General features: G+C 70.1%; 23 protein-coding genes. 13 read left to right on the top strand and 10 right to left on the bottom strand.

The annotated features are described in order from the left end of the window. Positions 1 to 42: 42 nt before the first annotated feature. From VES41_RS06710 to VES41_RS06675, 8 genes are all read left to right on the top strand, one after another. Positions 43 to 1,290: a branched-chain amino acid ABC transporter substrate-binding protein gene (locus tag VES41_RS06710; RefSeq protein WP_324814587.1), complete on the top strand. Its 1,248-nt coding sequence runs from the start codon at positions 43 to 45 to the stop codon at positions 1,288 to 1,290. An 11-nt stretch (positions 1,291 to 1,301) separates the two neighbouring features. Further along, positions 1,302 to 2,243 carry a branched-chain amino acid ABC transporter permease gene (locus VES41_RS06705; RefSeq protein WP_324814585.1) on the top strand — a complete coding sequence of 314 codons (942 nt, stop codon included), beginning with the start codon at positions 1,302 to 1,304 and terminating at the stop codon, positions 2,241 to 2,243. Positions 2,244 to 2,247: 4 nt separating this feature from the next. Next, complete coding sequence (locus VES41_RS06700; protein WP_324814582.1) at positions 2,248 to 3,537, top strand: branched-chain amino acid ABC transporter permease; 1,290 nt, start codon at positions 2,248 to 2,250, stop codon at positions 3,535 to 3,537. Then, complete coding sequence (locus VES41_RS06695; RefSeq protein WP_324814581.1) at positions 3,534 to 4,289, top strand: ABC transporter ATP-binding protein; 756 nt, start codon at positions 3,534 to 3,536, stop codon at positions 4,287 to 4,289. Before VES41_RS06700 ends, VES41_RS06695 begins: the two co-directional genes overlap by 4 nt. Beyond that, positions 4,286 to 5,023 (top strand): ABC transporter ATP-binding protein, encoded by a 738-nt coding sequence (locus tag VES41_RS06690; RefSeq protein WP_324814578.1) that lies wholly within the window; start codon positions 4,286 to 4,288, stop codon positions 5,021 to 5,023. Before VES41_RS06695 ends, VES41_RS06690 begins: the two co-directional genes overlap by 4 nt. Positions 5,024 to 5,064: 41 nt before the next feature. Beyond that, positions 5,065 to 6,006, top strand: coding sequence for a 3-keto-5-aminohexanoate cleavage protein (locus tag VES41_RS06685; protein ID WP_324814576.1), 942 nt, complete (start codon positions 5,065 to 5,067; stop codon positions 6,004 to 6,006). A gap of 47 nt (positions 6,007 to 6,053) precedes the next feature. Beyond that, entirely contained in the window at positions 6,054 to 6,956 is a 903-nt protein-coding gene (locus tag VES41_RS06680) for an SDR family NAD(P)-dependent oxidoreductase (RefSeq protein WP_324814573.1), read from the top strand. Between the two features lie 136 nt (positions 6,957 to 7,092). Then, positions 7,093 to 8,856 (top strand): tannase/feruloyl esterase family alpha/beta hydrolase, encoded by a 1,764-nt coding sequence (locus VES41_RS06675; protein WP_324814570.1) that lies wholly within the window; start codon positions 7,093 to 7,095, stop codon positions 8,854 to 8,856. A 27-nt stretch (positions 8,857 to 8,883) separates the two neighbouring features. Here VES41_RS06675 and VES41_RS06670 read toward each other — a convergent pair whose 3' ends face one another. Genes VES41_RS06670 through VES41_RS06655 form a run of 4 tightly spaced genes read right to left on the bottom strand, consistent with a single transcriptional unit; the run spans position 8,884 to position 13,058 of the window. Next, positions 8,884 to 9,867: a Bug family tripartite tricarboxylate transporter substrate binding protein gene (locus VES41_RS06670; RefSeq protein ID WP_414719049.1), complete on the bottom strand. Its 984-nt coding sequence runs from the start codon at positions 9,865 to 9,867 to the stop codon at positions 8,884 to 8,886. Positions 9,868 to 9,923: 56 nt separating this feature from the next. After that, complete coding sequence (locus tag VES41_RS06665) at positions 9,924 to 11,066, bottom strand: cupin domain-containing protein (protein ID WP_324814567.1); 1,143 nt, start codon at positions 11,064 to 11,066, stop codon at positions 9,924 to 9,926. 59 nt (positions 11,067 to 11,125) lie between these two features. Further along, the gene (locus VES41_RS06660) at positions 11,126 to 11,827 is read right to left on the bottom strand and encodes a fumarylacetoacetate hydrolase family protein (RefSeq protein WP_324814564.1); all 702 of its coding nucleotides are present in this window, start codon (positions 11,825 to 11,827) and stop codon (positions 11,126 to 11,128) included. Between the two features lie 10 nt (positions 11,828 to 11,837). Next, a complete protein-coding gene (locus VES41_RS06655) occupies positions 11,838 to 13,058 on the bottom strand; it encodes a 3-hydroxybenzoate 6-monooxygenase (RefSeq protein WP_324814561.1) in 1,221 nt (406 codons plus the stop codon). A gap of 136 nt (positions 13,059 to 13,194) precedes the next feature. Between VES41_RS06655 and VES41_RS06650 the strand changes: the two genes are divergently transcribed. Beyond that, positions 13,195 to 14,106, top strand: a complete 912-nt coding sequence (locus tag VES41_RS06650) for a LysR family transcriptional regulator (RefSeq protein ID WP_324814558.1) — start codon at positions 13,195 to 13,197, stop codon at positions 14,104 to 14,106. A 30-nt stretch (positions 14,107 to 14,136) separates the two neighbouring features. Here VES41_RS06650 and VES41_RS06645 read toward each other — a convergent pair whose 3' ends face one another. Next, positions 14,137 to 15,939, bottom strand: a complete 1,803-nt coding sequence (locus VES41_RS06645) for a tannase/feruloyl esterase family alpha/beta hydrolase (protein WP_324814554.1) — start codon at positions 15,937 to 15,939, stop codon at positions 14,137 to 14,139. Positions 15,940 to 16,103: 164 nt separating this feature from the next. Here VES41_RS06645 and VES41_RS06640 point away from each other — a divergent pair, with 164 nt between their 5' ends. Beyond that, positions 16,104 to 16,595 carry a MarR family transcriptional regulator gene (locus VES41_RS06640; protein WP_324814551.1) on the top strand — a complete coding sequence of 164 codons (492 nt, stop codon included), beginning with the start codon at positions 16,104 to 16,106 and terminating at the stop codon, positions 16,593 to 16,595. Positions 16,596 to 16,620: 25 nt separating this feature from the next. Here the strand turns inward: VES41_RS06640 and VES41_RS06635 are convergent, their stop codons facing one another. Further along, positions 16,621 to 17,517 carry an alpha/beta hydrolase gene (locus VES41_RS06635; protein WP_414719048.1) on the bottom strand — a complete coding sequence of 299 codons (897 nt, stop codon included), beginning with the start codon at positions 17,515 to 17,517 and terminating at the stop codon, positions 16,621 to 16,623. A gap of 12 nt (positions 17,518 to 17,529) precedes the next feature. Then, a complete protein-coding gene (locus VES41_RS06630) occupies positions 17,530 to 18,441 on the bottom strand; it encodes a hypothetical protein (RefSeq protein ID WP_324814546.1) in 912 nt (303 codons plus the stop codon). A 138-nt stretch (positions 18,442 to 18,579) separates the two neighbouring features. Here VES41_RS06630 and VES41_RS06625 point away from each other — a divergent pair, with 138 nt between their 5' ends. From VES41_RS06625 to VES41_RS06615, 3 genes are all read left to right on the top strand, one after another. Then, positions 18,580 to 19,476 carry a LysR family transcriptional regulator gene (locus VES41_RS06625; protein ID WP_324814544.1) on the top strand — a complete coding sequence of 299 codons (897 nt, stop codon included), beginning with the start codon at positions 18,580 to 18,582 and terminating at the stop codon, positions 19,474 to 19,476. Positions 19,477 to 19,648: 172 nt separating this feature from the next. Continuing rightward, entirely contained in the window at positions 19,649 to 20,632 is a 984-nt protein-coding gene (locus VES41_RS06620; protein WP_324814542.1) for a tripartite tricarboxylate transporter substrate binding protein, read from the top strand. A gap of 104 nt (positions 20,633 to 20,736) precedes the next feature. Further along, on the top strand, positions 20,737 to 21,924 hold the full coding sequence (locus VES41_RS06615; protein WP_324814539.1) for a YihY/virulence factor BrkB family protein: 1,188 nt from the start codon (positions 20,737 to 20,739) through the stop codon (positions 21,922 to 21,924). A 10-nt stretch (positions 21,925 to 21,934) separates the two neighbouring features. Here the strand turns inward: VES41_RS06615 and fahA are convergent, their stop codons facing one another. From fahA to VES41_RS06600, 3 genes are all read right to left on the bottom strand, one after another. Next, positions 21,935 to 23,212, bottom strand: coding sequence for a fumarylacetoacetase (fahA, locus tag VES41_RS06610; RefSeq protein WP_324814536.1), 1,278 nt, complete (start codon positions 23,210 to 23,212; stop codon positions 21,935 to 21,937). 62 nt (positions 23,213 to 23,274) lie between these two features. Continuing rightward, positions 23,275 to 24,588 carry a homogentisate 1,2-dioxygenase gene (gene hmgA, locus VES41_RS06605; protein WP_324814533.1) on the bottom strand — a complete coding sequence of 438 codons (1,314 nt, stop codon included), beginning with the start codon at positions 24,586 to 24,588 and terminating at the stop codon, positions 23,275 to 23,277. Continuing rightward, positions 24,585 to 24,854: a DUF2783 domain-containing protein gene (locus VES41_RS06600; RefSeq protein ID WP_324814530.1), complete on the bottom strand. Its 270-nt coding sequence runs from the start codon at positions 24,852 to 24,854 to the stop codon at positions 24,585 to 24,587. The genes hmgA and VES41_RS06600 overlap by 4 nt, the downstream gene beginning before the upstream one ends. Between the last annotated feature and the right edge of the window lie 9 nt (positions 24,855 to 24,863).

Here is a 24,863-nt window from a genome sequence, read left to right as displayed (position 1 = left end):
CGCGCCGCCGGCGCATTCCCATTTCTAGACAAGGAGACATCCATGACCAAACGCAACCACTTCAACCGCGCGCTCGTCCCCACGCTGGCACTTCTGGTGTGCGGCGCCGCCGCGGCCGCGCCGGTGAAGATCGGCGTGCTCGAGACGCTCTCGGGTCCGCAGGCCTCTTCGGGGCTGGCCTATCGTGCGGCGGTGCGCTATGCCATCGACCAGATCAACGCGGCCGGCGGCTGGAACGGCGAGCCGGTGCAACTGCTGGAGTACGACAACCAGGGCGGCCCGGCCGGTGCCGCCGACAAGCTCAAGGCGGCCGCCGCGGACGGGGTGCAGCTGATCGTGCAGGGCGCCTCGTCGGCCATCGGCGGGCAGATCACCGAGGACGTGCGCAAGTACAACCTGCGCAATCCCGGCAAGGAGATGGTCTACCTCAACGTCGGCGCCGAGGCGCTGGAGCTGACCGGCGAGAAGTGCAACTTCTATCACTTCCGCTTCGCCGGCGACGCGCAGATCCGCACCAAGGCGCTCGTCGCCGCCATGAAGCAGGCCAACGCCCTGGGAACGCGCGTGTACTCGATCAACCAGAACTATTCCTGGGGCCAGGACATGGAGCGGGCCATCGTGGACAACGCCTCGGCCGGCGGCTACCAGGTGGTGGAAAAGACGCTGCACGACGTCAACAAGGTGCAGGACTTCGCGCCCTACGTCGCCAAGATCGCGGCGTCCAAGGCCGATTCGGTGCTCACGGGCAACTGGTCGAACGACCTGCTGCTGCTGATGAAGGCTTCCCGGTCGGCCGGCCTGAAGGTGCGCTTCGGCACGGTCTACCTCGACCAGCCGGGCAACCTGGCCAATGCCGGCGACCTGGCGGTCGGCCATTTCGTGGTTCACACCTTCAACGCCGAGTCCGCCGGCGGCGAAGGCGAGAAGTTCGTCAACGACTACAAGGCCAAGACCGGACACGACCCCGTGTTCATCGAGCCGCAGACCGTCTTCGGCATGGCCATGGTGGCCGACGCGCTCAAGCGCACCCCGGCCAAAGGCGGCAAGCTCGACGTGAACGCCTTCGCCAAGGCGCTCGAGAGCGCGACGTACAAGTCGCCGATGGGCGAGATGCGCATGCGCGCGGCGGACCACCAGGTGCAGATGCCGATGGTGGTCTCCACCGTCAGCAAGGACGCGCGTTACAAGGCCGACGGCACGGACATGGGCTTCACGCCGGTCAAGCGCTTCTCGGCGGCCGAGGCCTCGTCGCCGGCGCAGGCAAGCTGCGACATGAAGCGGCCGGACTGACAGGCGCCGAGATGGACCAGTTCCTCGTCTCGCTGATGAACGGGCTCGTGTACGGCCTGCTGCTGTTCATGGTGTCGGCCGGGCTCACGCTCATCTTCGGGATGATGGGCGTGCTCAACTTCGCGCATGCGTCGTTCTACATGCTCGGCGCCTACTTCGCGTACATGCTGCAGGACGCGATCGGGTTCTGGGGCGCGCTCGTCGTCTCGCCCCTGCTGGTCGCGCTGGTGGGCGTGGTGGTGGAGCGCTTCTTCCTGCGGCGGGTGCACCGCTACGGGCATGCGCACGAGCTGCTGGTGACCTTCGGCCTGTCGTTCATCATTGCCGAGTCGGTCAAGCTGTTCTTCGGCAACTACCCGGTCGACTATCGCATTCCGGCGGCGCTGGACATCCCGGCCTTCAGTGTCGGCGGCGCCCAGTACCCGGCCTACCGGCTGCTGATGGGCGGCATCGCGGTCGCGATGTTCGTCCTGATCTACCTGCTCCTCACGCGCACCCGCGTGGGCATCGTGGTGCGCTCGGCCATCTACAAGCCGCGCATGGCCGAGGCGCTCGGGCACAACGTGCCGCTGGTGTTCATGGGCGTGTTCGGCGTCGGCGCCGCGCTGGCGGGCCTGGCGGGCGCCGTGGCCGGCGCCTTCTACACGACGAACCCGAACATGGCGCTCGAGCTGGGCGTGATGGTGTTCGTGGTGGTCGTGGTCGGCGGGCTCGGTTCGCTGGAAGGGGCCATGCTTGCATCACTGCTGATCGGCGTCATCACATCGCTTGCCGTGAGCGTGGACCGCAGCCTGGCGGACCTGTTCGCGCTGGCCGGTGCGGGCGACTGGGCGCGCAGCGTCGGCGGCCTCATGACGCTGAAGATCTCCAGCCTCTCGGCCACCATCCCCTTCGCATTGATGCTGCTGATTCTCCTGGTGCGCCCCGGCGGCCTCATGGGCGAGAAGGACTGAGGCGATGAAAACTGCTTTCCTGTGTGTCGCCGCGGGCGTCGCGGCATTGCTCGCCCTGCCTTTCCTGCTGTCGCAGGGCCTGCTGAACGCCGCCGTGCAGATGCTGATCGCGGCCTTGTTCGCGACCGCCTACAACCTGCTGTGCGGGCAGGGCGGCATGCTGTCCTTCGGGCACGCGGCCTACTTCGGCGTGGGCGCCTTCGCGACGGTGCATGCCATGAACGCCGTGGGCGGCGCGGGGCTGCTGCCGACGCCGCTGCTGCCGGTGGTCGGCGCGGTGTTCGGTCTGCTGCTGGGCAGCATCGCCGGATGGTTCGCCACGCAGCGCACGGGCACCTACTTCGCCATGATCACGCTGGCGATCGCCGAGCTGGTGCATTCGCTGGCGCCGCACCTCAAGGGGTTGTTCGGCGGCGAGGCCGGCGTCTCGAGCATGCGCATGCCGGCCTGGGGCTTCGATTTCGGCTCCACCACGCAGGTCTACTACCTGACGCTCGGCTGGGCGCTGCTGTGCGTGGCGCTGCTGTACCTCTACACCCGAACGCCGATGGGGCGGCTGACCTTCGGCCTGCGCGAGAACAGCCATCGCCTGCGCTTCCTGGGCTACGACGTCCACGGCCTGGGCACGGCGGTGTTTGCGATCTCCGCCATGTTCTCCGGCGTGGCCGGCGGCCTGCAGGTGATGTCCAACGAATCGGCCAACTACGTGGTGTTCGACCCGAGCCTGTCCGCCGCGGTGATCCTCAACAGCTACATCGGCGGCGTGAAGATGTTCCTGGGCCCGGCCTTCGGCGCCGCGATCATGACGTTCTTCGGGTATGCGGTATCCGACCTGACCCAGTCCTGGCTGCTCTACCAGGGCATCCTCTTCGTGCTGGTGATGATGTTCATGCCCACGGGGCTGGCGGGCCTGCCAGGCATGGTGCGGCGCCTGGTGCAGCGCTTCGGCTTCGCGCAGGTGATGCCGCTGGTGGCGTTGTCCTGCGGCGCGGCGCTGTCGCTCGGCGCGGGCGGCGTTTTCCTGGTCGAGCTGCTGCGCCGTGTCTTCTCGCAGGACTATCGCGCCGCCATCGTCGCGGGAAACGACTGGCCGGCCGTGACGTTGCTGTCGCGCGACTGGCTGCCCGGCTCGCCCATCACCTGGCTGGTACCGGTGGCCCTGCTGGCGGTCGGTGCGGCGCTGGCATGGCTGGCACGGCGCCGACGCGCCGCGCTGGAGGCGGCGGAGGCGGTGGACGCAGCCGCGCCCACGGCGCTCGAGGCGGACGCCATCGTCAAGGAGGGTCTCGCATGACCGGACCGATCCTCAGCATCCGCGGCTTGCGCAAGTCCTTCGGCGCGACCGAGATCATGCGCGGCGTGGACCTCGACGTACACACCGGCGAGCGGCACGCCCTGATCGGGCCCAACGGCGCGGGCAAGTCCACCCTGTTCCACCTGCTCTCGGGCCACCTGGCGCCGAGCGCCGGCGAGATCCGATTCGACGGCCGGCAGATCGGCGGGCGCTCGCCGCAGGCGATCAACCGGCTGGGCCTGGCGCGTTCGTTCCAGATCACGAACGTCTTTCCGGGGCTGACCGTGTTCGAGAACATCCGCCTGGCCGTCATGCGTCCGTACGGCCTGCAGTACGCGTTCTGGAAATTCATCGACCACGACAGGCGCATCCGCCGGGAAACCGAACGGCTGCTCGAGCTGGTGCGGCTGACCGCCAGGGCCTCCACGCTGGCCGGCGAGATGGCGTACTCCGAGCAGCGCTCGCTGGAGATCGCCATGACGCTGGCGTCCGACCCCAAGCTGGTGCTGCTCGACGAGCCGATGGCCGGCATGGCCACCGAGGAGACGCAGTACACGGCGCAGCTCGTGCGAGAAGTCACGCAAGGGCGCACCCTCATGATCGTCGAGCACGACATGGACGTCGTGTTCTCGCTGAGCGACCGCATCAGCGTGCTGGTGTACGGCCAGGTGATCGCCACCGGTTCGCCGGACGAGATCCGCAACGACGACCGCGTCAAGGAGGCCTACCTGGGCGAGGAGGTCAGCGCATGAACACCGCATCCCGCACCATCTCCCAGGGCAGCCTGCTGGAGGTCTCGCAGCTGCATGCGCACTACGGCAAGAGCCACATCCTGCACGGGGTTGACCTGCGCGTGGCGCGCGGCGAAGTCGTCAGCCTGCTGGGGCGCAACGGCTCGGGCCGCTCCACCACGATGAAGGCGATCATGGGGCTGGTCGCGCCTTCGGCGGGCCAGATCCGCCTGAACGGCCGCGACCTGGCCGGACAGCGGCCCTACACGATCTGCCGCGCGGGCATTGCCTACGTGCCCGAGGAGCGCGAGGTGTTCGCCAACCTCACCGTCGACGAGAACCTGCGCATGGGCGAACAGGCCGCGCAGGACGGCGTTCACCGCTGGCGCGTGGAAGACATGTTCGACTACTTTCCACGGCTCAAGGAGCGTCGCAATACGCGCGCGGGCAGCATGTCCGGCGGCGAGCAGCAGATGCTCACGATGTGCCGCTCCCTGCTGGGCAACCCGCGGGTGATGCTCATCGACGAACCCACCGAAGGCCTGGCGCCGAAGATCGTGGCGCAGGTGGCCGAGTGCATACGCGACATGCACGGCAAGGGCGTCTCGGTGCTGCTGGTCGAGCAGAAGCTCGCCATTGCGCTGAAGGTGGCCACGCGCGTGTGCGTGATGGGCCACGGGCGCATCGTGTTCGAGGGCACGCCGCAGCAGCTGGCGTCGGACAAGGCGCTGGTCGCGCAGTGGCTGGCCGTCTGAGGCCCCCGCCCCTCTCTTTCCCATTTTTTGAAAAGGCTGGCATGGCTACACCACAAGACAAGGTCATCATCTCCTGCGCGGTCACGGGCTCGGTTCATACGCCGACCATGTCCGAGCATCTCGCGCTCACGCCCGACCAGATCGCCGAGCAGTCGATCGAGGCCGCCGAGGCCGGCGCGGCCATCCTGCACCTGCACGCGCGCGACCCCAGGGACGGCCGGCCCTCGGCCGACCCGAAGGTGTTCGACCAGTTCGTGCCGCGCATCCGCGACGCCACCGACGCGGTCATCAACATCACCACCGGCGGCAGCACGCGCATGACGCTGGAAGAGCGCCTGGCCTACCCGCTGCAGGCCAAGCCCGAGATGTGCTCGCTGAACATGGGCTCGATGAACTTTTCCATCCACCCGGCGGCGCGGCGCATTTCGCAGTGGAAGCACGACTGGGAGCAGCCCTACGTCGAGGGCATGGAAGACCTGATCTTCCGCAACACCTTCCGCGACATCAAGCACATCCTGAAGGTGCTTGGCGACGACTGCGGCACGCGCTTCGAGTTCGAGTGCTACGACGTGGGCCACCTCTACAACCTGGCGCACTTCGTGGACGAGGGCCTGGTCAAGGGGCCGCTGTTCATCCAGAGCATCTTCGGCATCCTGGGCGGACTGGGGCCGGACCCGGAGAACCTGGTGACGATGCGCGCGACCGCCGACCGTCTGTTCGGCCGCAAGGGCTACCGCTTCTCGGTGCTGGGCGCGGGACGCCACCAGATGCCCTTGCTGACCATGGGCGCGGTGATGGGCGGCAACGTGCGCGTCGGCCTGGAGGACAGCCTCTACCTGGGCAAGGGCCAGTTGGCCAGGTCGTGCGCCGAGCAGGTGCGCAAGATCCGGCGCATTCTCGAAGAACTCTCCCTCGAGATCGCCACGCCCGACGAGGCGCGCGCGATGCTCGGCCTGAAGGGGCGCGACGCGGTGGCGTTCTGATCGCGCCCGCGCGGCTTTCTCCTGTTTTCGCTTTCCAAGGAATGGCAATGAAGAAGTATCTGGATGGCCGCGTGGCCATCGTCACCGGCGCCGGCAGCGGCCTGGGCAAGGCGCATGCGCTCGAACTGGCACGCCAGGGCGCGCGCGTCGTGGTCAACGACGTGGCGGGCTCGCAGCCGGGCAGCCCCGGGCGCGCCGTGGCCGACGAGATCGTGCGCGCCGGCGGCGCGGCGCTCGCCGATGGCGGCGACGTCACCGACTTCGCCCAGATGCAGGCGCTGGTGGCACGCACCATCGAGGCCTGGGGCGGCGTCGACATCCTGGTGAACAACGCGGGCATCCTGCGCGACCGCACCTTCGCCAAGATGTCGCTGGACGACTTCCGCCTGGTCATGGAGGTACACCTCATGGGCTCGGTCAACTGCACCAAGGCGGTGTGGGACCACATGCGCGAGCGCCGGTGGGGGCGCATCGTGATGACGACCTCCTCGTCCGGCCTGTACGGCAACTTCGGGCAGTCCAACTACAGCGCGGCCAAGATGGCCCTCGTCGGCCTGATGCAGACGCTGGCGCTCGAAGGCGAGCGCCACGGCATCCGGGTGAACTGCCTCGCCCCCACGGCGGCCACGGCCATGACCCAGGGCGTGCTGGCGCCCGATGCGCTGGCGCGGCTGCACCCCGGCGCGGTCAGCCCGGCGCTGGTCGCCCTGGTCGGCGAGGACGCCCCCACGCGCACCATCCTGCTGGCGGGCGCGGGCAGCTTCGAGAGCGCGAACATCACGATGACGCACGGCGTCTTCATCGGCGACGCGCAGGACACTGCCGCCGAGGTGCGCGCGCGCATGGACGAGATCCGCGACCGCGCCGGCGAGACGGTGCCGGCCACCGGCTTCGAGCAGTACCGGCTCGAGCTGGCCAAGGCCGGCATCGAGGTCGCCTTGCCGGGCTGATTCCGGCCGACCGGGCATTGCGCGGCATCCGTGCCGCACATCGCGCCACGTGATCGGGTGTGGCCTGCGCACATTGGCCCGCGCATGGCCCGGCGGGACACTGCGCCGGGGAGCAATTCAAACCCAGGAGACATGCATGACGAAGAACGGAATCGGAAAACTGGCCGCAGTGGCCACGGCCTGCGTGGGCGTCAGCGTCGCACTGCTCGCGTGCGGTGGCGGCGGCCATGACAACCCGCCGAACGCGCCCCCGGACAGCGGCGCCCCGCCCGACACGTCCGCGCCGCCCCCGGCCGGAGCGATCGCCCTCACCTGCGAGCAACTGCAGGGCATGACCATTCCCGCGGCGTCCATCGGCCTGCCGACCTCGGGCGCGAGCGTGACCTCGGCCACGCCGGTGGCCGCGAGCGGCACCGGCGTCACAGCCGTGCCCGCCTATTGCGAGGTGTCTGGCAAGATCGCTCCGATCGACCCCGCGGCGCCGAACATCCTCTTCAAGGTGGGCCTGCCCGAGAGCTGGAACCACAAGGTCGTCATGTTCGGCGGCGGCGGGTTCGACGGCACCATCCCCAGCGTGAAGGCCAACGTGCCGAACGGCCCGACCGACAAGCCCACGCCGCTGGCCCGGGGCTACGCCACCTTCGCCAGCGACTCCGGCCACCAGGCCAACGCGCTCGGCTCGCAGGACGGCCGGTTCGGTCTCAACGACGAGGCCGTGCGCAACTTCGGCGGCGACGTGCTGAAGAAGACCCGCGACACGGCCGTTGCGATCATCACGGCGCGCTACGCCACCGGCCCCGCGAAGTCGTATTTCGCCGGCGGCTCGACCGGCGGGCGCGAGGCCCTGGCCGCCATCCAGCGTTGGCCTGCGGACTGGGACGGCGCCATCGCCTGGTATCCGGCGTGGAACGACGCGGCCGCCCTGCTCGGCGGCCACCGCATGAGCCGCGCGCTCGCGCAGCCCGGCGCCTATCCCAACGCGGCCAAGCGCCTGGTGCTGTACGAAGCGGCCATGGAGGCGTGCGACGGACTGGACGGCGTCGCCGATGGCCTGATCAGCAACCAGAACCTGTGCAACGCGCGCTTCGACCCGTCCACGGCCACCCTTCGCGGCGCGCCGATCCGCTGCGCCAATGGTGCCGAGGCCGGCGACAGCTGCCTGTCCGACGCCCAGATTGCCGCGATGAACACCATCAACACCGCGACGAACTTCCGCTTCCCGCTGGCCAGCGGCGAGACCCAGTACCCGGGCTACAACATCTGGGGCGCCGACACCGGCATCTCCAGCTGGACGTCGCCGCTGGAGCCCACCGTGACGTTCCTGGCGTTCGGCGCTTCGCAGCCCGGACGGCCGATGCCGGCGAACGCGCCGTACATCAGCGTGCTGACCGACCAGTGGATCAAGTACTTCGTCACGCGCGATCCGGCCTTCGACTCGCTGTCGCTCGATCCTGAAGCGCCGGGCCCGTGGGCCAACCGCATCAGCGCGCTGAGCACACAGCTCGACACCAGCACGGACATCTCGGCCTTCAAGGCGCGCGGCGGCAAGCTGCTGCTCGCGCACGGCCTGGCCGACGTGCTGGTGAGCACCCGCGCCACCGAGCAGTACTACCAGCGGCTGCAGGCCAGCATGGGCCCGTCGCAGGTCGATTCATTCGTGCGCTATTACGAAGTGCCCGGCCTCGGACATGCCGTCAGCAGCGTCTTCAACGCGACCTGGGATTCGCTCACCGCGCTGGACGAGTGGTCGGTCAACGGCACGGCGCCCATCGGGCAGGTCACCACCGACACCGCGGGCGTGCCCGGGCGCACGCGCCCCTTGTGCGACTACCCGAAGTGGCCGCGCTACAAGGGCTCGGGCGACGTCAACGTCGCCGCTTCGTTCGAGTGTGCCGACTGACCAGGCGTGAACGGCGCCGGGGCGGCATCAGTCCAGGCTGATGTTGCCCTGGCGGACCAGCTCGCCGTAGATCTTCGACTTGATCTGCGCCTGCCTGCGGATCTCGTCGGGCGACCAGGCCAGCGGCTCGAATGCGAAGGTGTCGAAGCGCGCGCGGATCTCGGGGTCCGCGATGGCCTTGGCGACGTCGGCGTTGATCTTCGCGGCCAGCGCCGGCGACATGCCCTTGGGCGCCAGCAGCGAGACGAAGGAGTTCACCTCCAGGTCCGCCGGCCCGCCGGACTCGGCCATGGTCGGCACGTCCGGCATCTGCGGCACGCGCTGCCGGGCCGCCACGGCGATGTACTTGAGCTTGCCGGCCTTGTAGATGCCCTGGCTCGACGGGATGCTGGCGAACGCCCAGTCCACCTCGCCGGTGCCGACGTTGGAATAGAGCTGCGACACCTCGCGGAACGGCACGTGGTTCATCTGGATGCCGGCCAGCGCGTCGAGCTGCTGGCCGCCCAGGTGGCCCGGGCTGCCCACGCCCCACGAGCCGTAGTTGACGGTGCCCGGCCGGGCCTTGGCCGCGGCGATCAGGTCCTTCATGCTCGCCCACTTCGACTGGCTGCTGACCGACACGAAGAACGGCGTGCGGAACAGCGAGGCCACCGGGTCGAAGTGGTCCAGCGTGTTGAAGTTCTTCGACTTGTACAGGTGCGGCAGCGCCGCGACGTGCTCGCTGTCGAGCTGCAGCAGGGTGTAGCCGTCGGGCGCGGCGCGGCGCGCCTGCTCGATGGCGATGAAGCCGCCGCCGCCGGGCTTGTTGTCGATGGTGACGGGCTGGCCCCACAGGCGGCCGAGCTTCTCGCCCACCATGCGCAGCACCGCGTCGGGGCCGCTGCCGGCGGCGAAGGGGGTGACGATGTTGACGGCTCGAGTGGGATAGGCCGGCGCCTGTTGCGGCTGCGCGAAGGCGGCGGCAGGCAGGGCCAGGCCCAGGGCGGCCAGCAGGGTCGTACGTCGGTTCAAGGGATGTCTCCGGTTGTTGTTGAAAGCGTGTGCGTCGCCGCATCGGCTGGCGGTGCTCAGGCCGGATCGACCTGCACCCGGTGCTGGTGCAGCGCCTCGAAGATCGGCGCGTCGCCGAAGCGGAACAGGTCGAGCGATGCCGCGTCGGCGTCGCACCGCAGTTGCAGCGGCTGCCACGACGGCACGACGAACAGGTCGCCGCGCTGCACGCGCCATTCGCGCTCGCCCACGCGCACGCTGCCGGCGCCCTCGAACACCTGCCAGACGGACGAGCCGGTCTCGCGCGTGGTGCGGCTGCACGCGCCGCGGCGCACGCGATGCATCTCGGCGCGGATGGTGGGCAGCACGTCGCGCCCGGTGGCCGGGTTGGCATAGCGCACGGCGGCGTGGCCGGGACTGAGCGTGGCGCCGGCGTGGCCCTCGTCTTCCAGGGCCAGCTGGTCGGCGAGCGCACGGTCGGTGTCGGCCCAGCGGTAGGCCAGCAGCGGCGTGGCCTGCGGTGCGTCGGGTTGCGCCAGCGGGCGCAGGCCCGGGTGGCCCCACAGCCGCTCGGACCGCGACCGGTCGGGCGTGCCGCGCTCGGCGTCGCTGATCGCGTCGCGCCCATGCTCGAAGAACTGCGACTCTGTGTAGTAGGCGAACGGAATGTCCAGGCCGTCGATCCAGGCCATCGGCTCGCTGGCGGCGTTGTGGTGCGCGTGCCAGTTCCAACCGGCCTGCGGCAGGAAGTCGCCGCGCGACATGCGCACCGCGTCGCCGTTGACCACGGTCCACACGCCCTCGCCTTCGACCACGAAGCGGAACGCGTGCTGCGTGTGCCGGTGCTCCGGCGCGTCCTCGCCGGGCATGAGGTACTGGATGGCGGCCCACAGCGTGGGCGTGGCGAAGGGCCGGCCGCCGAGCGCCGGGTTCGCCAGCGCAATGGCCCGGCGTTCGCCGCCGCGGCCCACGGGCACGATCTCGCCGGCCTGGTGCGCCAGCGCCTTGAGGCGGGACCATTGCCACAGGTGCGGCGCCGCCTGGCTGCGCGGGTGCGGCGGCATCAACCCGCCGATCTCGGTCCACAGCGGCACCAGCAGTTCGCTCTCGAAGCCGCGATAGAGCTGCTCCAGCGCCGGCGTGGGCTCGGGCTGGCCCGGCGCGGCCACGGCCTTCAGGCGCACGGGCGAGGGAACGGTGTCGACGACGGCGGCATTCATGGCGGGTTCCTTGCAGCTTGGCTCGTGGGATCGTGGGGGCGAGAGGCCTCGTGGTCAGCTCATTGTGCCGGGCCGATGGTCAGCGCGATCTCGCCGACGCCCTGCACGTGGCCGTCGATGCGATCGCCCGGCTGCACCGGGCCGACGCCCTCGGGGGTGCCGGTGAAGATCAGGTCGCCCGGCTGCAGGTGATAGAACCTCGACAGGTCCTCGATCAGCTCGGGAATGTTCCAGATCAGGCGCGACAGGTCGGACTTCTGCCTCGTCTGGCCGTTCACGGCGAGCGCGAGCTCGCCCTCGGCCAGCACCTTCCCGGGCATCGGCACGATCTGCGACACCACCGAGGACTGCTCCACGTCCTTGCCCAGGTCCCACGGGCGGCCCTTGTCGCGCGCGGCCAGCTGCAGGTCGCGCCGCGTCATGTCGAGGCCACAGGCGTAGCCGTAGATCAGCTCGTGCGCGGCGTCGCGCCGCACCTCGAAGCCGGGCGCGCCGATGGCCAGCACCAACTCCATCTCGAACTGGAAGTCCCCCGTCGCGGGCGGGTAGGCCACGGTCGCGCCGGACTCGACCAGCGTCGACAGGCTCTTGGTGAAGTAGAAGGGCGACTCGTTCGCCTTGTCCACCGGGCGGCCCATTTCCACCGCATGCGCGTGGTAGTTGCGGCCGACGAAGAACAGGCGGTTGACGGGCAGGCGGTCGGCCATGCCGCGAACGGGCAGAGAGACGACGTCGGGCGGGTTCCAGAGATAGGTGGTCATTGTCGAAATTTCAGTTCCTGATGAGGCAGTTGTCGACGGTCCAGCCGTACAGCCATTCCATCGCGTCGTAGAAGCGCTCGGGCGTGCGGCCCTTCCACAGGTCGTTGCGCACCAGGCGCTCGACGCCCTTGGCGTGGAAGATCCGGCCCATCTCGCGCGATGACAGCACCACGCGCGCCGTGCGCGCCACGCGCGAGCGCTGGTAGAGCGCGAAGGCGCGGTCGATGTCGTCGTCATTCACGCGCAGCGCCTCGCCCAGTGTCACCGCGTCTTCCATCGCCATGCAGGCGCCCTGCGCCATGTATTGCAGCGTCGCGTGGGCGGCGTCGCCCAGCAGCGCGGCGCGGCCGAACACCCACTGGCCGATCGGGTCGCGATCGGCGGTGGCCCAGCGCTTCCAGTCCCGGGGCAGCTCGATCAGCTGGCGGGCGCGCGCGCTGATGCCTTCGAAATAGCTCTGCACTTCCTCGCGGCTGCCCTCGCGCACGCTCCACTCCTCCTGCTCGCGCGAATGGAAGGTGACGACCACGTTGTACTGCTCGCCGCCGCGCAGCGGGTAGTGCACCAGGTGGCAGTTCGGGCCCACCCAGATGCTGGCGGCGTTCCAGCGAAGGTCGGCCGGAAAGTCGGCGCGGTCGACCACGGCGCGATAGACCACGTGGCCGGAAACGCGGGCCTCGTCGCCCACGTACTGCCGGCGCACCGCCGACTTCACGCCGTCCGCGCCGATCAGCGCCGCGCCGCGGAACCTGCGTCCGTCGCCGGCGACCACGGTGACGCCGGCTTCGTCCTGCTCGATGCGCTGCACCTGCGTGCCGGTGGCGATCTCGATGTGGCCGGCCCGGCGCGCACCCTCGAGCAGCGAGCCGTGCACGTCGGCCCGGTGGATCACCGCGTAGGGGTTGCCGAAGCGCCGCCGGAAAGCCTCCCCCGTGGGAATGCGGCCGACCAGGGTTTCGTCGAGCGCGTCGTGCATGACCATCTCGTCGGTGTAGACGGCGCGGTCGCGCGCGATGTCGCCGATGCCCAGCGCGTCGAACGCGGCGAACGCGTTGGGGCCGAGCTGGATGCCCGCGCCGATCTCGCCGAGCTGGCCGGCCTGCTCCAGCACCTGCACTTCGAAGCCGCGGCGCACCAGCGCCAGCGCCGCGGCCACGCCGCCGATGCCGCCCCCGGCCACGAGGATGGTCCGCGAAGGCGGCTGCATGGATTGGGTGCTGGTGCGGGTCATGTTCGTCTCCTGGTCTGCCGGCCGCGTCGTGGGTCGCGGCATGGAGAGAATTGTTTGCACGCACGACTATTCCTTCAAGCAGCGTGGCAGATAGTTAGTATTCCGTTTTTCGATAGATGCGCGCGGGAGGTTCGCCATGTCCAAGCTCGACCTGCAATGGCTCAAGGTGTTCGACGAGGTGTACGCCACCGCCAGCGTGTCGAAGGCGGCCGACCGGCTGGGCATGGCGCAGGCAGCGGCCAGCACGGCTCTGAACAAGCTGCGCGCGCACTTCGGCGACCGCCTGTTCGAGCGCACCGCCATCGGCATGCAGCCGACGCCCTACGCGACCAAGATCCAGCCGGCATTGCGCGAGGCGCTGGCGGGGATCGAGCAGGCGCGCGCCAGCCGCGAGGCCTTCGAACCCTCACGCGCGAGCCGGCAGTTCCGCATCTGCCTGACCGACATCAGCGAGGTGGTGCTGCTGCCGCGGCTGCTGTCGCACCTGCAGCAGCACGCGCCGGGCGTCCAGATCGAGACAGAGATCGTCTCGGCCGCCAGCGCACGCCGGATGGAGGACGGCGCGATCGACCTGGCCGTGGGGTTCATGCCGCAACTGGAAGCGGGCTTCTACGGCCAGGCGCTGTTCCGGCAGAACTTCGTGTGCCTGGTCGCGCGCGATCACCCGCGCATCGTCGGGCCCCGGCTCACGCGCAAGGCGTTCGCGGCCGAATCGCACGCCACCATCGCGTCGTCGGGCACCGGCCACGCCATCGTCGACAAGACGATCGCGCGGGCGGGCGTGGAACGCAAGGTCGCGGTGCGGCTGTCGAGCTTCCTGGGCGTGGCGCGCATCGTGGCGCAAACGGAGCTGGTGGTGATCGTGCCGCGCATCCTGGGCGAGATCCTGTCGGCGCAGGAGCCGGTCAAGCTTGTGGCCCCGCCTTTCGCCTTGCCCGACTATGCCGTCAAGCAGCACTGGCATGCGCGCTTCCATGCCGACGACGGCAACATCTGGCTGCGCCGCACGCTGGCGCAGCTGTTCGGGGGACGCACGCCGGCGCCGTGAGGAACGGGCGCCGGCGGCGTGCGTGGCGCGTCAGGACGACGGGTCGGCGCAGCTGAAGCTCTCGGCCTTCTCCAGGTCGCCGCTGCCCTTGTAGCGGGCCACCTTCGGGTACGGGCACAGCGGCCGGGTGCGGTCCGCGGCCCAGCCGGCCGGCAGATCGGCGTTGACGCCGCCGGCATTGCCGGCGCCGCGCGCGCTGGCGGTCACCGCGTCCGGCGTGCTGCCCTGCTCCACCCAGGCGACCAGCGGCGTGAGCATGTCGAACTGGTCGGTGGCCGGTCCGCCTGCACAGTGGTTCATGCCCGGCACCGCGAAATAGCGTGCGAAGTTGGAGGCATCGCCGCCATTGGCCTGGCGCAGCTCGTCGTACCAGCGCTGGGTGTCGTCGCTCGAGAAGATCGGGTCGCTGGTGCCGTGGTAGACCATCAGCTTGGCCCCGCGCATCTTCAGCGTCGACAGGTTGGCGGCGTCCGGCGGCGTCATGAAGGACATGGCGCTTTCCGTGTAGGTGGCGTCGGTGGCATTGACCTTGGCGAGCATGGTGTCGACATTGCCGGCGAGGGCGAAGGTCGGGCCCACGAAGGTGGCCGGGTTCTCCGGCGGCACCTGCCAGATCATCCCGACCGCGCCCGAATCCAGCGCCAGCGGCGCGCTGAACTTCCAGCTTGCCCAGCCCGCCGTGGCCAGGCCCGCGTCGAACGGGAAGCTGCTGTAGATGCGCTCGCCCGTGCTGGTGGTGGCGCCCGCGAACAGCTGCGCGATGGACGTCTTCTGGTCGGCGCTCAGGCAGCTGCCGTCGCGCGCGCCGGTGCAGGTGGGCACGTCGCGGTTCAGGTCGAAGGCGGCGCGGCAGGCCTGGGTGTCGTTGACCAGGCCGTCGGCCGCACCGTCGAGCGCGTCGCACTTGGTCAGCACCGCGTTCGACACCAGCTGGCGCTCGGCCAGCGTGAAGCCGCCGGCCGGATCCGTGGCCGTGGGCGAGAGCGCGGCATAGGTCTGCGCGCCCTTGATGTTGGCGATGGCCGCCAGCGGCAGCCGGAAGCCGGGGTCGCCCACCAGGAAGCCGTCGTACTGCTCGGCCGAGCGGGCCGCCGCCACCATGGTGTGGCGCCCGCCGTTGGAGCAGCCGCCGAAGTACGACCGGTCCGGCCCCTTGCCGTAGGCGATGCGGATCACCTCCTTGGCCATCGGCGTGAGCTTGGCCACCGCCTGGTAGCCGTAATCCAGCCGGGCCTGCGGGTCGATGCCGAAGGTGGGACCCATGCGGGCCGCGTGCCCGGCGTCCGAGCTGATCACCGCGAAGCCCATGTTGAGCGCGTTCGTCAGCGGCCCGCCGCCGCCGACGCCGCCCGTGGCCGTGACCACGCTGCCGTCGATGCCGCCGTTGGCCTGGTAGAAGAAGCGGCCGTTCCAGTCGAGCGGCAGGCGCATCTCGAAGCCGATCGCATAGCTCTGGCCGTCGATCGGCCCGACGCGCGGGAACATCTGGCCCTTGACCAGGCAGTGCGCCGGCGCCGGCACCGGCGCGCCAGACACGACGATCGTGTTGGCCTCCACCTGGACGCTGGAGGTGATGGTGGTGTTGGCGACCGCGATGCTCGTGGCCAGCGCATCGCAGGTGCCGACGAGCTTGGCAGGCTGCGCCGCCGACAGCTGGGGCAGCGTGGGCGTCGACCCGCCATCGCCGCCGCCATCGCCACCACCCCCGGCATTGCCGCCACCCCCGCCACCGCCATCGGACGGATGGTGGTCGTGGCCGCCACCGCAGGCCGTCGCCACCGCCAGAACCAGGGCGCCCAGCGTGAGCAGGCCGCCTCGTCGTGGAATCTTCATGTCCAGTCTCCTACGTTTTGTCATCGAACAATTTCGTTAAGTTACTGAACTATTTTTAGCAGCCGCCCAGGATAAACCCTTGTAGGAACGCACTGACGGAGCGGTCGATGGTGCACGAACTGAACCAGTTGGCTGGCGCAAAAGGTTGGGCACAATCGAACCCGATGGCGACCCGACAAACCCGCAACTCCCTGGCCCTGACACCGGCCGGCCGCCTCGACGAGGCGCACCTGAAACAGGTGCTGGGCTACCAGCTGGCCCAGGCGGCCATCGTGACCGACGCCATCTTCCGTCGCGAAGTGGAAGACCCGTTGGGGCTGCGCCCGGTGGAGTACACGGTGCTGACGCTGGTGGCGGACAACGCCGGCAGTTCGCAGGCGCGCATCGCCCGCGCGCTGTCGGTCACGCCGCCGCACGTCACCGCGCTGGTGGACCGCCTGGAGGAGCGCCGCCTGGTCGCCCGGCAGGCCAGCGCCAACGACCGGCGCGCGCAGGTGCTGACCATCACCCCGTCAGGCGCCCGCCTGGTGCGGCAGGCGACCGAGCGCATCCTCGCCTCGGAACGGGCGCTGCTGGCGCTCAGCCCCGGCGAGCAGGCGATCCTCGCCGAGCTGCTGCACAAGGTGGCCTGCGCGCGCGGCGCCTCGCCGGGCTGACGCGGCACCCGCCGGGCGGGCAGGCTCAGGCCTGGGCGAAGAAGTCGAGGATCTGCTCGCCCAGCCAGGATTCGCCCGAGTTGAAGTGCGCCATCACCGAGATGTGGTTGTGGTCGGCCATGGCGATGTGCAGCGGCGCCTGCCCCCGCGCGCGGGCCACGAGCAGGGCGAACTCGAGGCCGTACACGTCCAGCCAGGGATTCTCGTATTGCGCATTGACGACCAGCAGCGGCAGCCGCAGGGACGCCGCGTGGGCCGTGGGCGACAGCCGTTCGAGGGCGCCTTCGTTGCCGCCGTAATACGCACGCACGCCGTCGGCATTGGGGTTGTCCGGCCGCACGTCGGCGCGCAGGCGCGCCGACACCAGCACCAGCGCCCGAATCCTGGGCGCCAGCCCCAGCAGCGGGTCGCAGGCATACGCGGCCGCATGGGTCCCGCCCGCAGAATGGCCGATCAGGCACACCCGCCGCGGGTCGCCGCCATGCGCCTCGATGTTGCGCGCGACCCAGTCGCAGGCCAGCGCCACGTCCTGCGCGCCGCCAGGATGCGGCGCCTCGTGCGCCAGCCGGTATTCGACGTTGACGCCGACGCAGCCCTGGCGGGCGAACCACCGCAGCACGTTGCCCCACATCTGTTCGCTGGTGTCCTTGGCGCCGCGCACGAAGGCGCCGCCATGCACGAACACGATCACCGGCGCCTGCCGCGCGCCGGCCGTGCGGTACACGTCGAGCACCTGGCGCGGATGCGGGCCGTAGGCGACATCGCGCTCGCACTGCACGCCGTCGGGAACGGCGCACGCGGCGGCGAGCAGCGGCTCGTAGAGCGCCTTGGTCCGGTCGCCCGCGGCCCGGATGTCCTGCTGCCAGCGCGTCCCGATCTCGCGCAGCCGCGCCGTCAGCGGGGCGGGGCGGACATGCGGCACCCCCGGCATCGCTCAGTGCGCCGCCACGACATCGTCGAGCTCCGGGATGCGCGGAATCTCCACACCGTAGGCGCCGACGTCTTCGCGAATCTGGTTCACGCCCCTGCGGATGATGTCCATTTCCTCGTCCGGATGGGTCGCGCCCAGCCCGTACTCGGCCGCCAGCGCGCGGCTGCGGCCCGAGCGCGCGCGCTCGTCGGCCGGCAGGTTGACCACCGCGTACACGCCGTTGAGCAGGCTGCCGCGCAGCTTCTTGGCCACCTTGACGCCGATGGTCCGCTTCTCGTCGGCCGGCAGCTCGCTGAAGAAGCGCCGCATGATGATGCGGCCGAACTGGATGTGGCGCGCCTCGTCGCGCAGGATCAGCCGGCACGCCTCGCGGATCGATTCGAAGCGCGCGTTCTCGTAGCGCGCCTGCAGCAGTTCGCCCGAGAGCTGCTCGAACAGCGTGTTGACCGACAGGCCGGCGAAGAAGCTCATTGCCTTCTCGTCGGATTCGTCGTGGAACTTCGGGATGATGTCCTTGAAGTAGTCAGCGCGCGGCGTCGGCTCGTAGCCACCGAGCGCCTGCGCAATGCGAAAGCTCGCCTCGTGGTGGCGGAACTCCTCGGCGATGAAGTTGGCGATGTGCTGCTTCACCTCGAATGGCTGGTGGCCGAAGATGGCCTCGCGCAGACGCTCGGCGCCGTAGGGCGTGGCGCCGTGCTCCATCCAGGCGCGCAGGCTCCACCATTCGGCGCCGGCGCGGCGCACCTCGGCCGGCAGGTCGGCGCGCTGAAGGTCCGAATAGTCGATGCGCAACGGGTCCCAGGCCAGTTCGCGCGCCTGCGTGCACAGCCGCCACACCTCGGGGTACTCGGTGGAGGCAACCACCGGATACGGATTGGGAACGGTGACGATCTCTTCGAGCAGCGAGGCTTGCATGGCGGTCCTTCGGGGGGTCGGGAATCAGCGTGGGATCGGAAACAGCGGCCATGCTAGGGACTCGCTCCTGATACATCCAATACTATTGACCGGCACTCGTAATTCATACGGCGTATTGCCGGGAGGAGCCCCCCGTCCATGTTCGAGTTTCGCCAGCTGCGCCAGTACGTCGTTGTGGCCGAGGAACTGAACTTCCGCCGCGCCGCGCAACGCCTGCACATGTCGCAGCCGCCCTTGTCGGTGGCCATGCAGAACCTGGAGACCGAGGTCGGCACGCAGCTGCTTGATCGCAGCAAGCACCACGTGCGCCTCACACCGGCCGGCGTGGTCTTCTACAAGGACGCGCAGCGGCTGATCCAGCTGGCGCAGATGGCGGCCGAGCGCGCGCGTCGCACGGGGCTCGGCCAGCAAGGACAGTTGCGCCTGTCCTTCGTGCCAAGCGCCGGCCTGGATCTGCTGCCGGGGGTGTTCAAACGCTTCCGGCAGGACTACCCCACCGTGCACCTGCAGCTGACCGCCGAGACCACCACCCGCCAGCTCGAGGACCTGCGCAGCGGCGAGGTCGACCTGGCGCTGGTGGTAGGCCCGGTGTTCGATGCGCGCGGGCTGCAGCTGGTGAAGATGCATGCCCAGCCGTTCGCGGTGGCCGTGCCGGCCAGCCATCCGCTGGCCGGGCGTGCACGGGTGCGCCTGCGCGAGCTGGCCGCCGAGCCCTTCGTCGGCTTTCCGAGCGCGCAGGGCGCCGGCTTCGCCGCCGCGGTGCAGGCCGTGTGCCAGGACGCAGGCTTCCTGCCCCGCGTGGTGCAGGAGGCCTCGCAGATGCAGGCCATCCTGACGCTGGTGGCCGGCGGCCTGGGGGTGGCGCTGGTGCCGGCCTCGATGGACCGGCTGCACATGGAGGACGTGGTGTTGCTGGAGATCGCCGATCGCCGGCCGCCGCGCACCTACGACCTGGTGCTGGCCAGTGCCACCACCAACGACAACCCGGTGATCCAGGCATTCGTGTCGATCGCGCTGCGGATGTCCAGGCGCTGATCTCACCGCAGCCGGGGCAAGCCCCGCGAAACGGCCGGCGCCGGTGATTCATGAAACGGATCACGCGCGCCGTCGGTCGGTATTGGACAAGGGCCGGAATCGGTTCGCATCATTCGCCGAAGCAAGGCCCTCGAGCCTCGGCGCCTTCCCGACGATGACCGGAGTTCCCACGATGAGATTCCCGCCTCTGCTGGCCCGTCCCTTCGCACTCGCGCTGGCGGCCTGCCTGCTGGCCTCGGCCGGCGCCATGGTCCACGCCCAGGCCTATCCAACCAAACCGGTCGTGCTGGTGGTGCCCTACCCGCCCGGCGGCACCGCCGACATCCTGGCGCGCAGCATCGGCCAGAAACTCGGGGAGCGGATCGGCCAGCCCGTGGTCATCGAGAACAAGGCGGGCGCCGGCACTGCCATCGGCGCGCGCTTCGTGGCCGAGGCGGCGCCGGACGGCTACACGCTGCTGCTGGGCACGGTCAGCTCGCATGCGATCAATCCGGCCATGGCCAAGGTGGGCTACGACCCGGTCAAGGACTTCGCGCCGATCGCGCCGATCGCCTCGATTCCGTTCGTGCTGGTGGCCAACCCGGACGCGCCCTACAAGTCAGTGGGCGACGTGCTCCAGGCAGCGCGCGCACAGCCGGGCACCATCAGCTATGCCTCGGCCGGGCCGGGCACCTCGAACCACCTGGCCGGGGAGATGCTGGCCACCGACGCGAAGGTCAGGCTCCTCCACGTGCCGTATCGCGGCAGCGCACCGGCGCTGGCCGACGTCCTGGCGGGACACGTGCCGCTGATGTTCGACCTGCAGAGCACGTCGGTGCCGAACATCCGGCTCGGCAAGCTGCGCGCACTGGCCGTCACGTCGGCCCGGCGCAGCCCGCTGCTGCCGGACGTGCCCACCGTCGCGGAAAGTGGCCTGCCCGGCTTCGAGGTGAGCGCCTGGTTCGCGCTGTTCGCGCCGGCCAGGGTGCCGCCGGCCGTGGCCGCCCGCCTGTCGCAGGAGATGACCACCATCATGGGCACGCCCGAGATGGCGGAAAGGCTCAAGGGCATGGGCGCCGAGCCGGACCACCGCACGACCGCCGAGCTTGTCGGCTACGTGCGCGAGGAAGCCGGGCGCTACGGCCGGGTGGTGAAGGCGGCCGGGCTCTCGCCATGACGGCACCGGGCGCTTAGGGCGCTTTCCGTCGCCACCGCGCGAAGGCGGCCTACGAGCGCGGCAGCGCGCCAAGCGCCATGCTGTGGTCGTCCGAGGGCCGCGCCATGAATCCCAAGACCGTATACGAGTTGTGCCGCAAGTCGATCAACGCCTGGATCGACGACTTCGCGCCCAGCATGGGCGCGGCCATCGCGTACTACACGATGTTCTCGCTGGCGCCGCTGCTGGTGATCGTGATCGCCGTGGCCGGCGCGGTGTTCGGGCGCGAGGCGGTGCAGGGCGAGATCGCCGAGCAGTTGGGCGGCCTCATCGGCCGCGACGCGGCCGTCGCGGTGCAGGCCATGGTGGCTTCGGCCAGCGAGCCGGGCAAGGGACTGGTGGCCGGGCTGATCAGCGTCGGCGTGCTGCTGGTGGGTGCCACCACCGTGTTCGCCGAACTGCAAAGCGCGCTCGACCGCATCTGGCATGTGCCCGAGCGCGAGAAGCCGCAGGGCGTCTGGGCGGTGCTGCGCGCACGCCTGCTCTCGTTTGGCCTGATCATGGCGCTGGCCTTCCTGCTGATGGTGTCGCTGGTGGTCAGCGCCGTGGTGACGGCGTTCGGCACCTGGGCCGGCGCGCTGATGCCGGGCGCGGCGCTGCTGCTGGGCGCGCTGAACATCGCCGTGTCGCTGGCGATGACGACCGTGCTGTTCGCGATGATCTACAAGTTCATGCCCAGCGCGCCGATCGGATGGCACGACGTGTGGGTGGGCGCGATCGCCACCGCCGTGCTGTTCGAGATCGGCAAGTCGCTGATCAGCCTGTACCTGGGCAAGAGCGGCGTGACCGAATCCTATGCCGCCGCCGGGTCGCTGGTGGTGGTGCTGGCCTGGGTCTACTACGCCGCGCAGATCTTCCTGCTCGGCGCCGAGTTCACCAAGGTGCACGCGAACATGCACGGCAACCGCTCCGGCGAGAAGGCGATGGTGGCGACGCAGGCTGCGGCGGCCGACTCGAAGGCGGGCACCGACCGGATCGACCATGGCGGCGCCGCCGGCGTCCCCCCCGAGGCGGCGGCACTGGCGGTGCGGCGCCAGGCCGCTGAGTCCGGCGCACAGGCGGCCCGGACCGCCCAGGAGGCCGACCGCGAGTTCGACAAGCGGGTCGAGTGGGAGGCCCGGCACCTGGCGCGGCAGGTGCTGACGCTTGCCGCGCTGGCCGGCGCGAACTTCGTCATGCAGCGCTGGCTGCGCCGGGCGCAGCGCAATCGCAAGGACCTGCGGCGCCTGCGCGCCGCGCAGGCGGATCGGTAGGCGCCGCCGGTCAGCCGAGGACCGTCGCCGCGGCTTCGCCCAGCCCGATGCGCGTGGCGCCGTCGCGCTCGCACCAGCCGCGCAGGATCAGCCGGTCGCCGTCTTCCAGGAAGGTGCGCTTCTCGCCGCCCGGCAGTTCGATCGCCTGCTTGCCGCCCAGCGTCAGCTCCATCAGCGAGCCGGCCGCGTCCGGCGTCGGACCCGACAGCGTGCCCGAGCCGAGCAGATCGCCCGGCTGCAGGTTGCAGCCGTTGACGGTATGGTGCGCCAGCAGTTGCGCGGCGGTCCAGTAGGCGGCGTCGGGCACGCGGCCGCGCGTCAGGCGGTGCGGGGCGGTGCCGGCGGCGCGCATCTTCGCGGTCTCCAGGTACACCTCCAGGGTGATGTCCAACTGGCCCTGCGCACGGTTGGCGGTGCCGTCGAGGTAGGGCAGCGGCTGCGGGTCGCCCTCGGGCCGGGTGAACGGCGCGCGGAACGGTGCCAGGGCTTCCATGGTCACGATCCACGGCGAGACGGTCGAGGCGAAGTTCTTCGCCAGGAACGGGCCCAGCGGCTGGTATTCCCAGGCCTGCAGGTCGCGCGCCGACCAGTCGTTGAACAGGCCGACGCCGAACAGGTGCGCCTCGGCCTCGTCGATGGCCACGGGCTCGCCCAGCGGATTGCCGGCGCCGACGTAGAAGCCCAGTTCCAGTTCGTAGTCGAGCCGCTTGCTGGGCCCGAAGGTGGGCGCGGCGGCCGGGTCCGACCCGGGCGCCTTGGTCTGGCCGTTCGGGCGCTTGAAGTCCTGCCCGCTCACCACGATCGAGCTGGCGCGGCCGTGGTAGCCGATCGGCACCCACTTGTAGTTGGGCATCAGCGGCTGGTCGGGCCGGAACAGCTTTCCGATGGTGGTGGCGTGGTGGATGCCGGTGTAGAAATCGGTGTAGTCGCCGACGCGGCACGGCACGGTGTATTCGCAGTGCGACTGCGCGGCCAGCGCCTTCGACCATGCCGCCTGCTGGCCGCTGCCTTCGCACAGGCCTTCGGACAGGCGCGTGCGCAGCACCCGGCGTTCGGCCGGCGTGGCGGCCATCAGGGCGTTCATGTCGTCGGTGTCGACGATGCCCGCGGCGCGCAGGTCCAGCACCTGGTCGCCGATGGCGACGCCGATGCGCCAGGCCTCGTTGCTGCCGGCGGCGCGAAAGCGCCCGAACGGCAGGTTCTGGATGGGGAAGTCGCAGCCGCTCGCATTGGCGGACTCGACCCAGCTCTTGCGCTTGGGGTCGTGGGTGGCGTCGATGTCGTACATGTCTGTCTTTCGTTGATTCGGCGTCGGCCGGCGGCGCACCGCTGCGCGGCGGCCGGGGCGGGCTATCTGAAGTTGTCCTTCAGGCCGGCCCAGCAGTCGGCATAGTCGGTGTCGAGCGGCGCGGTCTGCAGCGCGAACCCGGTCGGGATGAAGCGCCAGCGGCTCTCGAACATGAAGGCCAGGGTGTTGTCGAGTTTCTGCGGCTTGAGGTCGGCGTTGCTGGCCTTCTCGAAGGCTTCCTCGTCCGGGCCGTGCGGCACCATGGCGTTGTGCAGGCTGGCGCCGCCGGGCTTGAAGCCGCCGGGCTTGGCGTCGTACTCGCCGTACACCAGGCCCATGAACTCGCTCATCACGTTGCGGTGGTACCAGGGCGGACGGAACGTGTTCTCCATCACCAGCCAGCGCGGCGGGAAGATGACGAAGTCGCAGTTGGCGGTGCCGGGCGTGTCGCTCGGCGAGGTGAGCACGGTGAAGATGGACGGGTCCGGGTGGTCGAAGCTGATCGACCCGATGGTCATGAAGTTGGCGGTGTCGTACTTGACCGGCGCCAGATTGCCGTGCCAGGCCACCACGTTGAACGGCGAGTGGCTGGTCGGCGCCGCCCAGAAGTGGCCGCCGAACTTCTTGACCAGCTCGTAGGGCATGGCGCCCTCGTGCTCGAAGGCGGCCACCGGCGCCTGGAAGTCGCGCGCGTTGGCCAGGCCGTTGGAGCCGATCGGCCCGAGTTCGGGCAGGCGGAACTGCGCGCCGTAGTTCTCGCACACGTAGCCGCGCGAGGCGCCGTCGGGCAGGGCCACCTTGAACACCACGCCGCGCGGCACCACGGCGATCTCGCCGGGCTTGATCTCGAGCACGCCCATCTCGCTGGTGATGACCAGGCGGCCCTGCTGCGGCACGAGCAGCATCTCGGCGTCGGCATTGACGAAGGCGCGCCTGTCCATCGAGCGGCCGGCCAGGTAGATGTGCGCGGCCACGCCCGACTGCGTGTCGGCGTCGCCATTTGCGGCCAGCGTGTGCATGCCGTCGATGAAGTCGATGTCGGCCGCGTTGGCCGGCAGCGGCAGCGGATGCCAGCGCAGCGGCTCCGGCGCGATCGCCTGCGTGCGGTCGCCGCCGGTGCGCCAGTCGCCGCCGGCGCGGTAGGGCTGGTAGCGCCCGGCCACCACCGAGGGCCGTCGGCGGTAGAGCCAGCTGCGCCGGTTCTCGTGGCGCGGCGCGGTGAAGGCGCTGCCGGAGATCAGCTCCGGGTACAGGTCGAAGGGTGCGCGCTGCGGGCTGTTGCGGCCCCGGGGCAAGGCACCGGGCACCGCCTCGGTGGCGTACTCGTTGCCGAAGCCGCTCTGGTACTGGCGCTGGTCGGTGTGGGATGAGCTCATGGCGTGGTTCCGGAAGCTGATGAAGAAGTGTCGGCGCCGCCAGGCGCGCTGCGGCGCGCGGCGGCCAGCGCCTCGCGCAGCACCGGCGTGGCGCCGATGTGGTTGGCCAGCAGCAGCACCAGGCGCGCGTTGAGCGCGTGGCTCTGCTCGGCCGACAGGCCCTGGTGCGTCTCGATCAGGGCTTCGTAGAAATCGTCGGGCGCGTCCAGGTTCGGCTGCGTGACCAGGCACGGCGGCGAACTGTGCGCTGGGGTGGATGACTGCATCACTTGCGA

The organism is Variovorax sp. (assembly GCF_035634955.1).
In the GTDB taxonomy this organism is placed as follows: Bacteria; Pseudomonadota; Gammaproteobacteria; order Burkholderiales; family Burkholderiaceae_C; genus Variovorax.
Note: the sequence above shows the minus strand (reverse complement) of the source record. Positions and strands in the feature narration are given on the sequence as shown.

Excerpts from the sequence above, each read along its gene's own strand:
- VES41_RS06710 (WP_324814587.1), top strand. The coding sequence starts at position 43 with ATGACCAAACGCAACCACTTCAACCGCGCGCTCGTCCCCACGCTGGCA.
- VES41_RS06705 (WP_324814585.1), top strand. The coding sequence starts at position 1,302 with ATGGACCAGTTCCTCGTCTCGCTGATGAACGGGCTCGTGTACGGCCTG.
- VES41_RS06700 (WP_324814582.1), top strand. The coding sequence starts at position 2,248 with ATGAAAACTGCTTTCCTGTGTGTCGCCGCGGGCGTCGCGGCATTGCTC.
- VES41_RS06695 (WP_324814581.1), top strand. The coding sequence starts at position 3,534 with ATGACCGGACCGATCCTCAGCATCCGCGGCTTGCGCAAGTCCTTCGGC.
- VES41_RS06690 (WP_324814578.1), top strand. The coding sequence starts at position 4,286 with ATGAACACCGCATCCCGCACCATCTCCCAGGGCAGCCTGCTGGAGGTC.
- VES41_RS06685 (WP_324814576.1), top strand. The coding sequence starts at position 5,065 with ATGGCTACACCACAAGACAAGGTCATCATCTCCTGCGCGGTCACGGGC.
- VES41_RS06680 (WP_324814573.1), top strand. The coding sequence starts at position 6,054 with ATGAAGAAGTATCTGGATGGCCGCGTGGCCATCGTCACCGGCGCCGGC.
- VES41_RS06675 (WP_324814570.1), top strand. The coding sequence starts at position 7,093 with ATGACGAAGAACGGAATCGGAAAACTGGCCGCAGTGGCCACGGCCTGC.
- VES41_RS06665 (WP_324814567.1), bottom strand. The coding sequence starts at position 11,066 with ATGAATGCCGCCGTCGTCGACACCGTTCCCTCGCCCGTGCGCCTGAAG.
- VES41_RS06660 (WP_324814564.1), bottom strand. The coding sequence starts at position 11,827 with ATGACCACCTATCTCTGGAACCCGCCCGACGTCGTCTCTCTGCCCGTT.
- VES41_RS06655 (WP_324814561.1), bottom strand. The coding sequence starts at position 13,058 with ATGACCCGCACCAGCACCCAATCCATGCAGCCGCCTTCGCGGACCATC.
- VES41_RS06650 (WP_324814558.1), top strand. The coding sequence starts at position 13,195 with ATGTCCAAGCTCGACCTGCAATGGCTCAAGGTGTTCGACGAGGTGTAC.
- VES41_RS06645 (WP_324814554.1), bottom strand. The coding sequence starts at position 15,939 with ATGAAGATTCCACGACGAGGCGGCCTGCTCACGCTGGGCGCCCTGGTT.
- VES41_RS06640 (WP_324814551.1), top strand. The coding sequence starts at position 16,104 with ATGGCGACCCGACAAACCCGCAACTCCCTGGCCCTGACACCGGCCGGC.
- VES41_RS06630 (WP_324814546.1), bottom strand. The coding sequence starts at position 18,441 with ATGCAAGCCTCGCTGCTCGAAGAGATCGTCACCGTTCCCAATCCGTAT.
- VES41_RS06625 (WP_324814544.1), top strand. The coding sequence starts at position 18,580 with ATGTTCGAGTTTCGCCAGCTGCGCCAGTACGTCGTTGTGGCCGAGGAA.
- VES41_RS06620 (WP_324814542.1), top strand. The coding sequence starts at position 19,649 with ATGAGATTCCCGCCTCTGCTGGCCCGTCCCTTCGCACTCGCGCTGGCG.
- VES41_RS06615 (WP_324814539.1), top strand. The coding sequence starts at position 20,737 with ATGAATCCCAAGACCGTATACGAGTTGTGCCGCAAGTCGATCAACGCC.
- fahA (WP_324814536.1), bottom strand. The coding sequence starts at position 23,212 with ATGTACGACATCGACGCCACCCACGACCCCAAGCGCAAGAGCTGGGTC.
- hmgA (WP_324814533.1), bottom strand. The coding sequence starts at position 24,588 with ATGAGCTCATCCCACACCGACCAGCGCCAGTACCAGAGCGGCTTCGGC.
- VES41_RS06600 (WP_324814530.1), bottom strand. The coding sequence starts at position 24,854 with ATGCAGTCATCCACCCCAGCGCACAGTTCGCCGCCGTGCCTGGTCACG.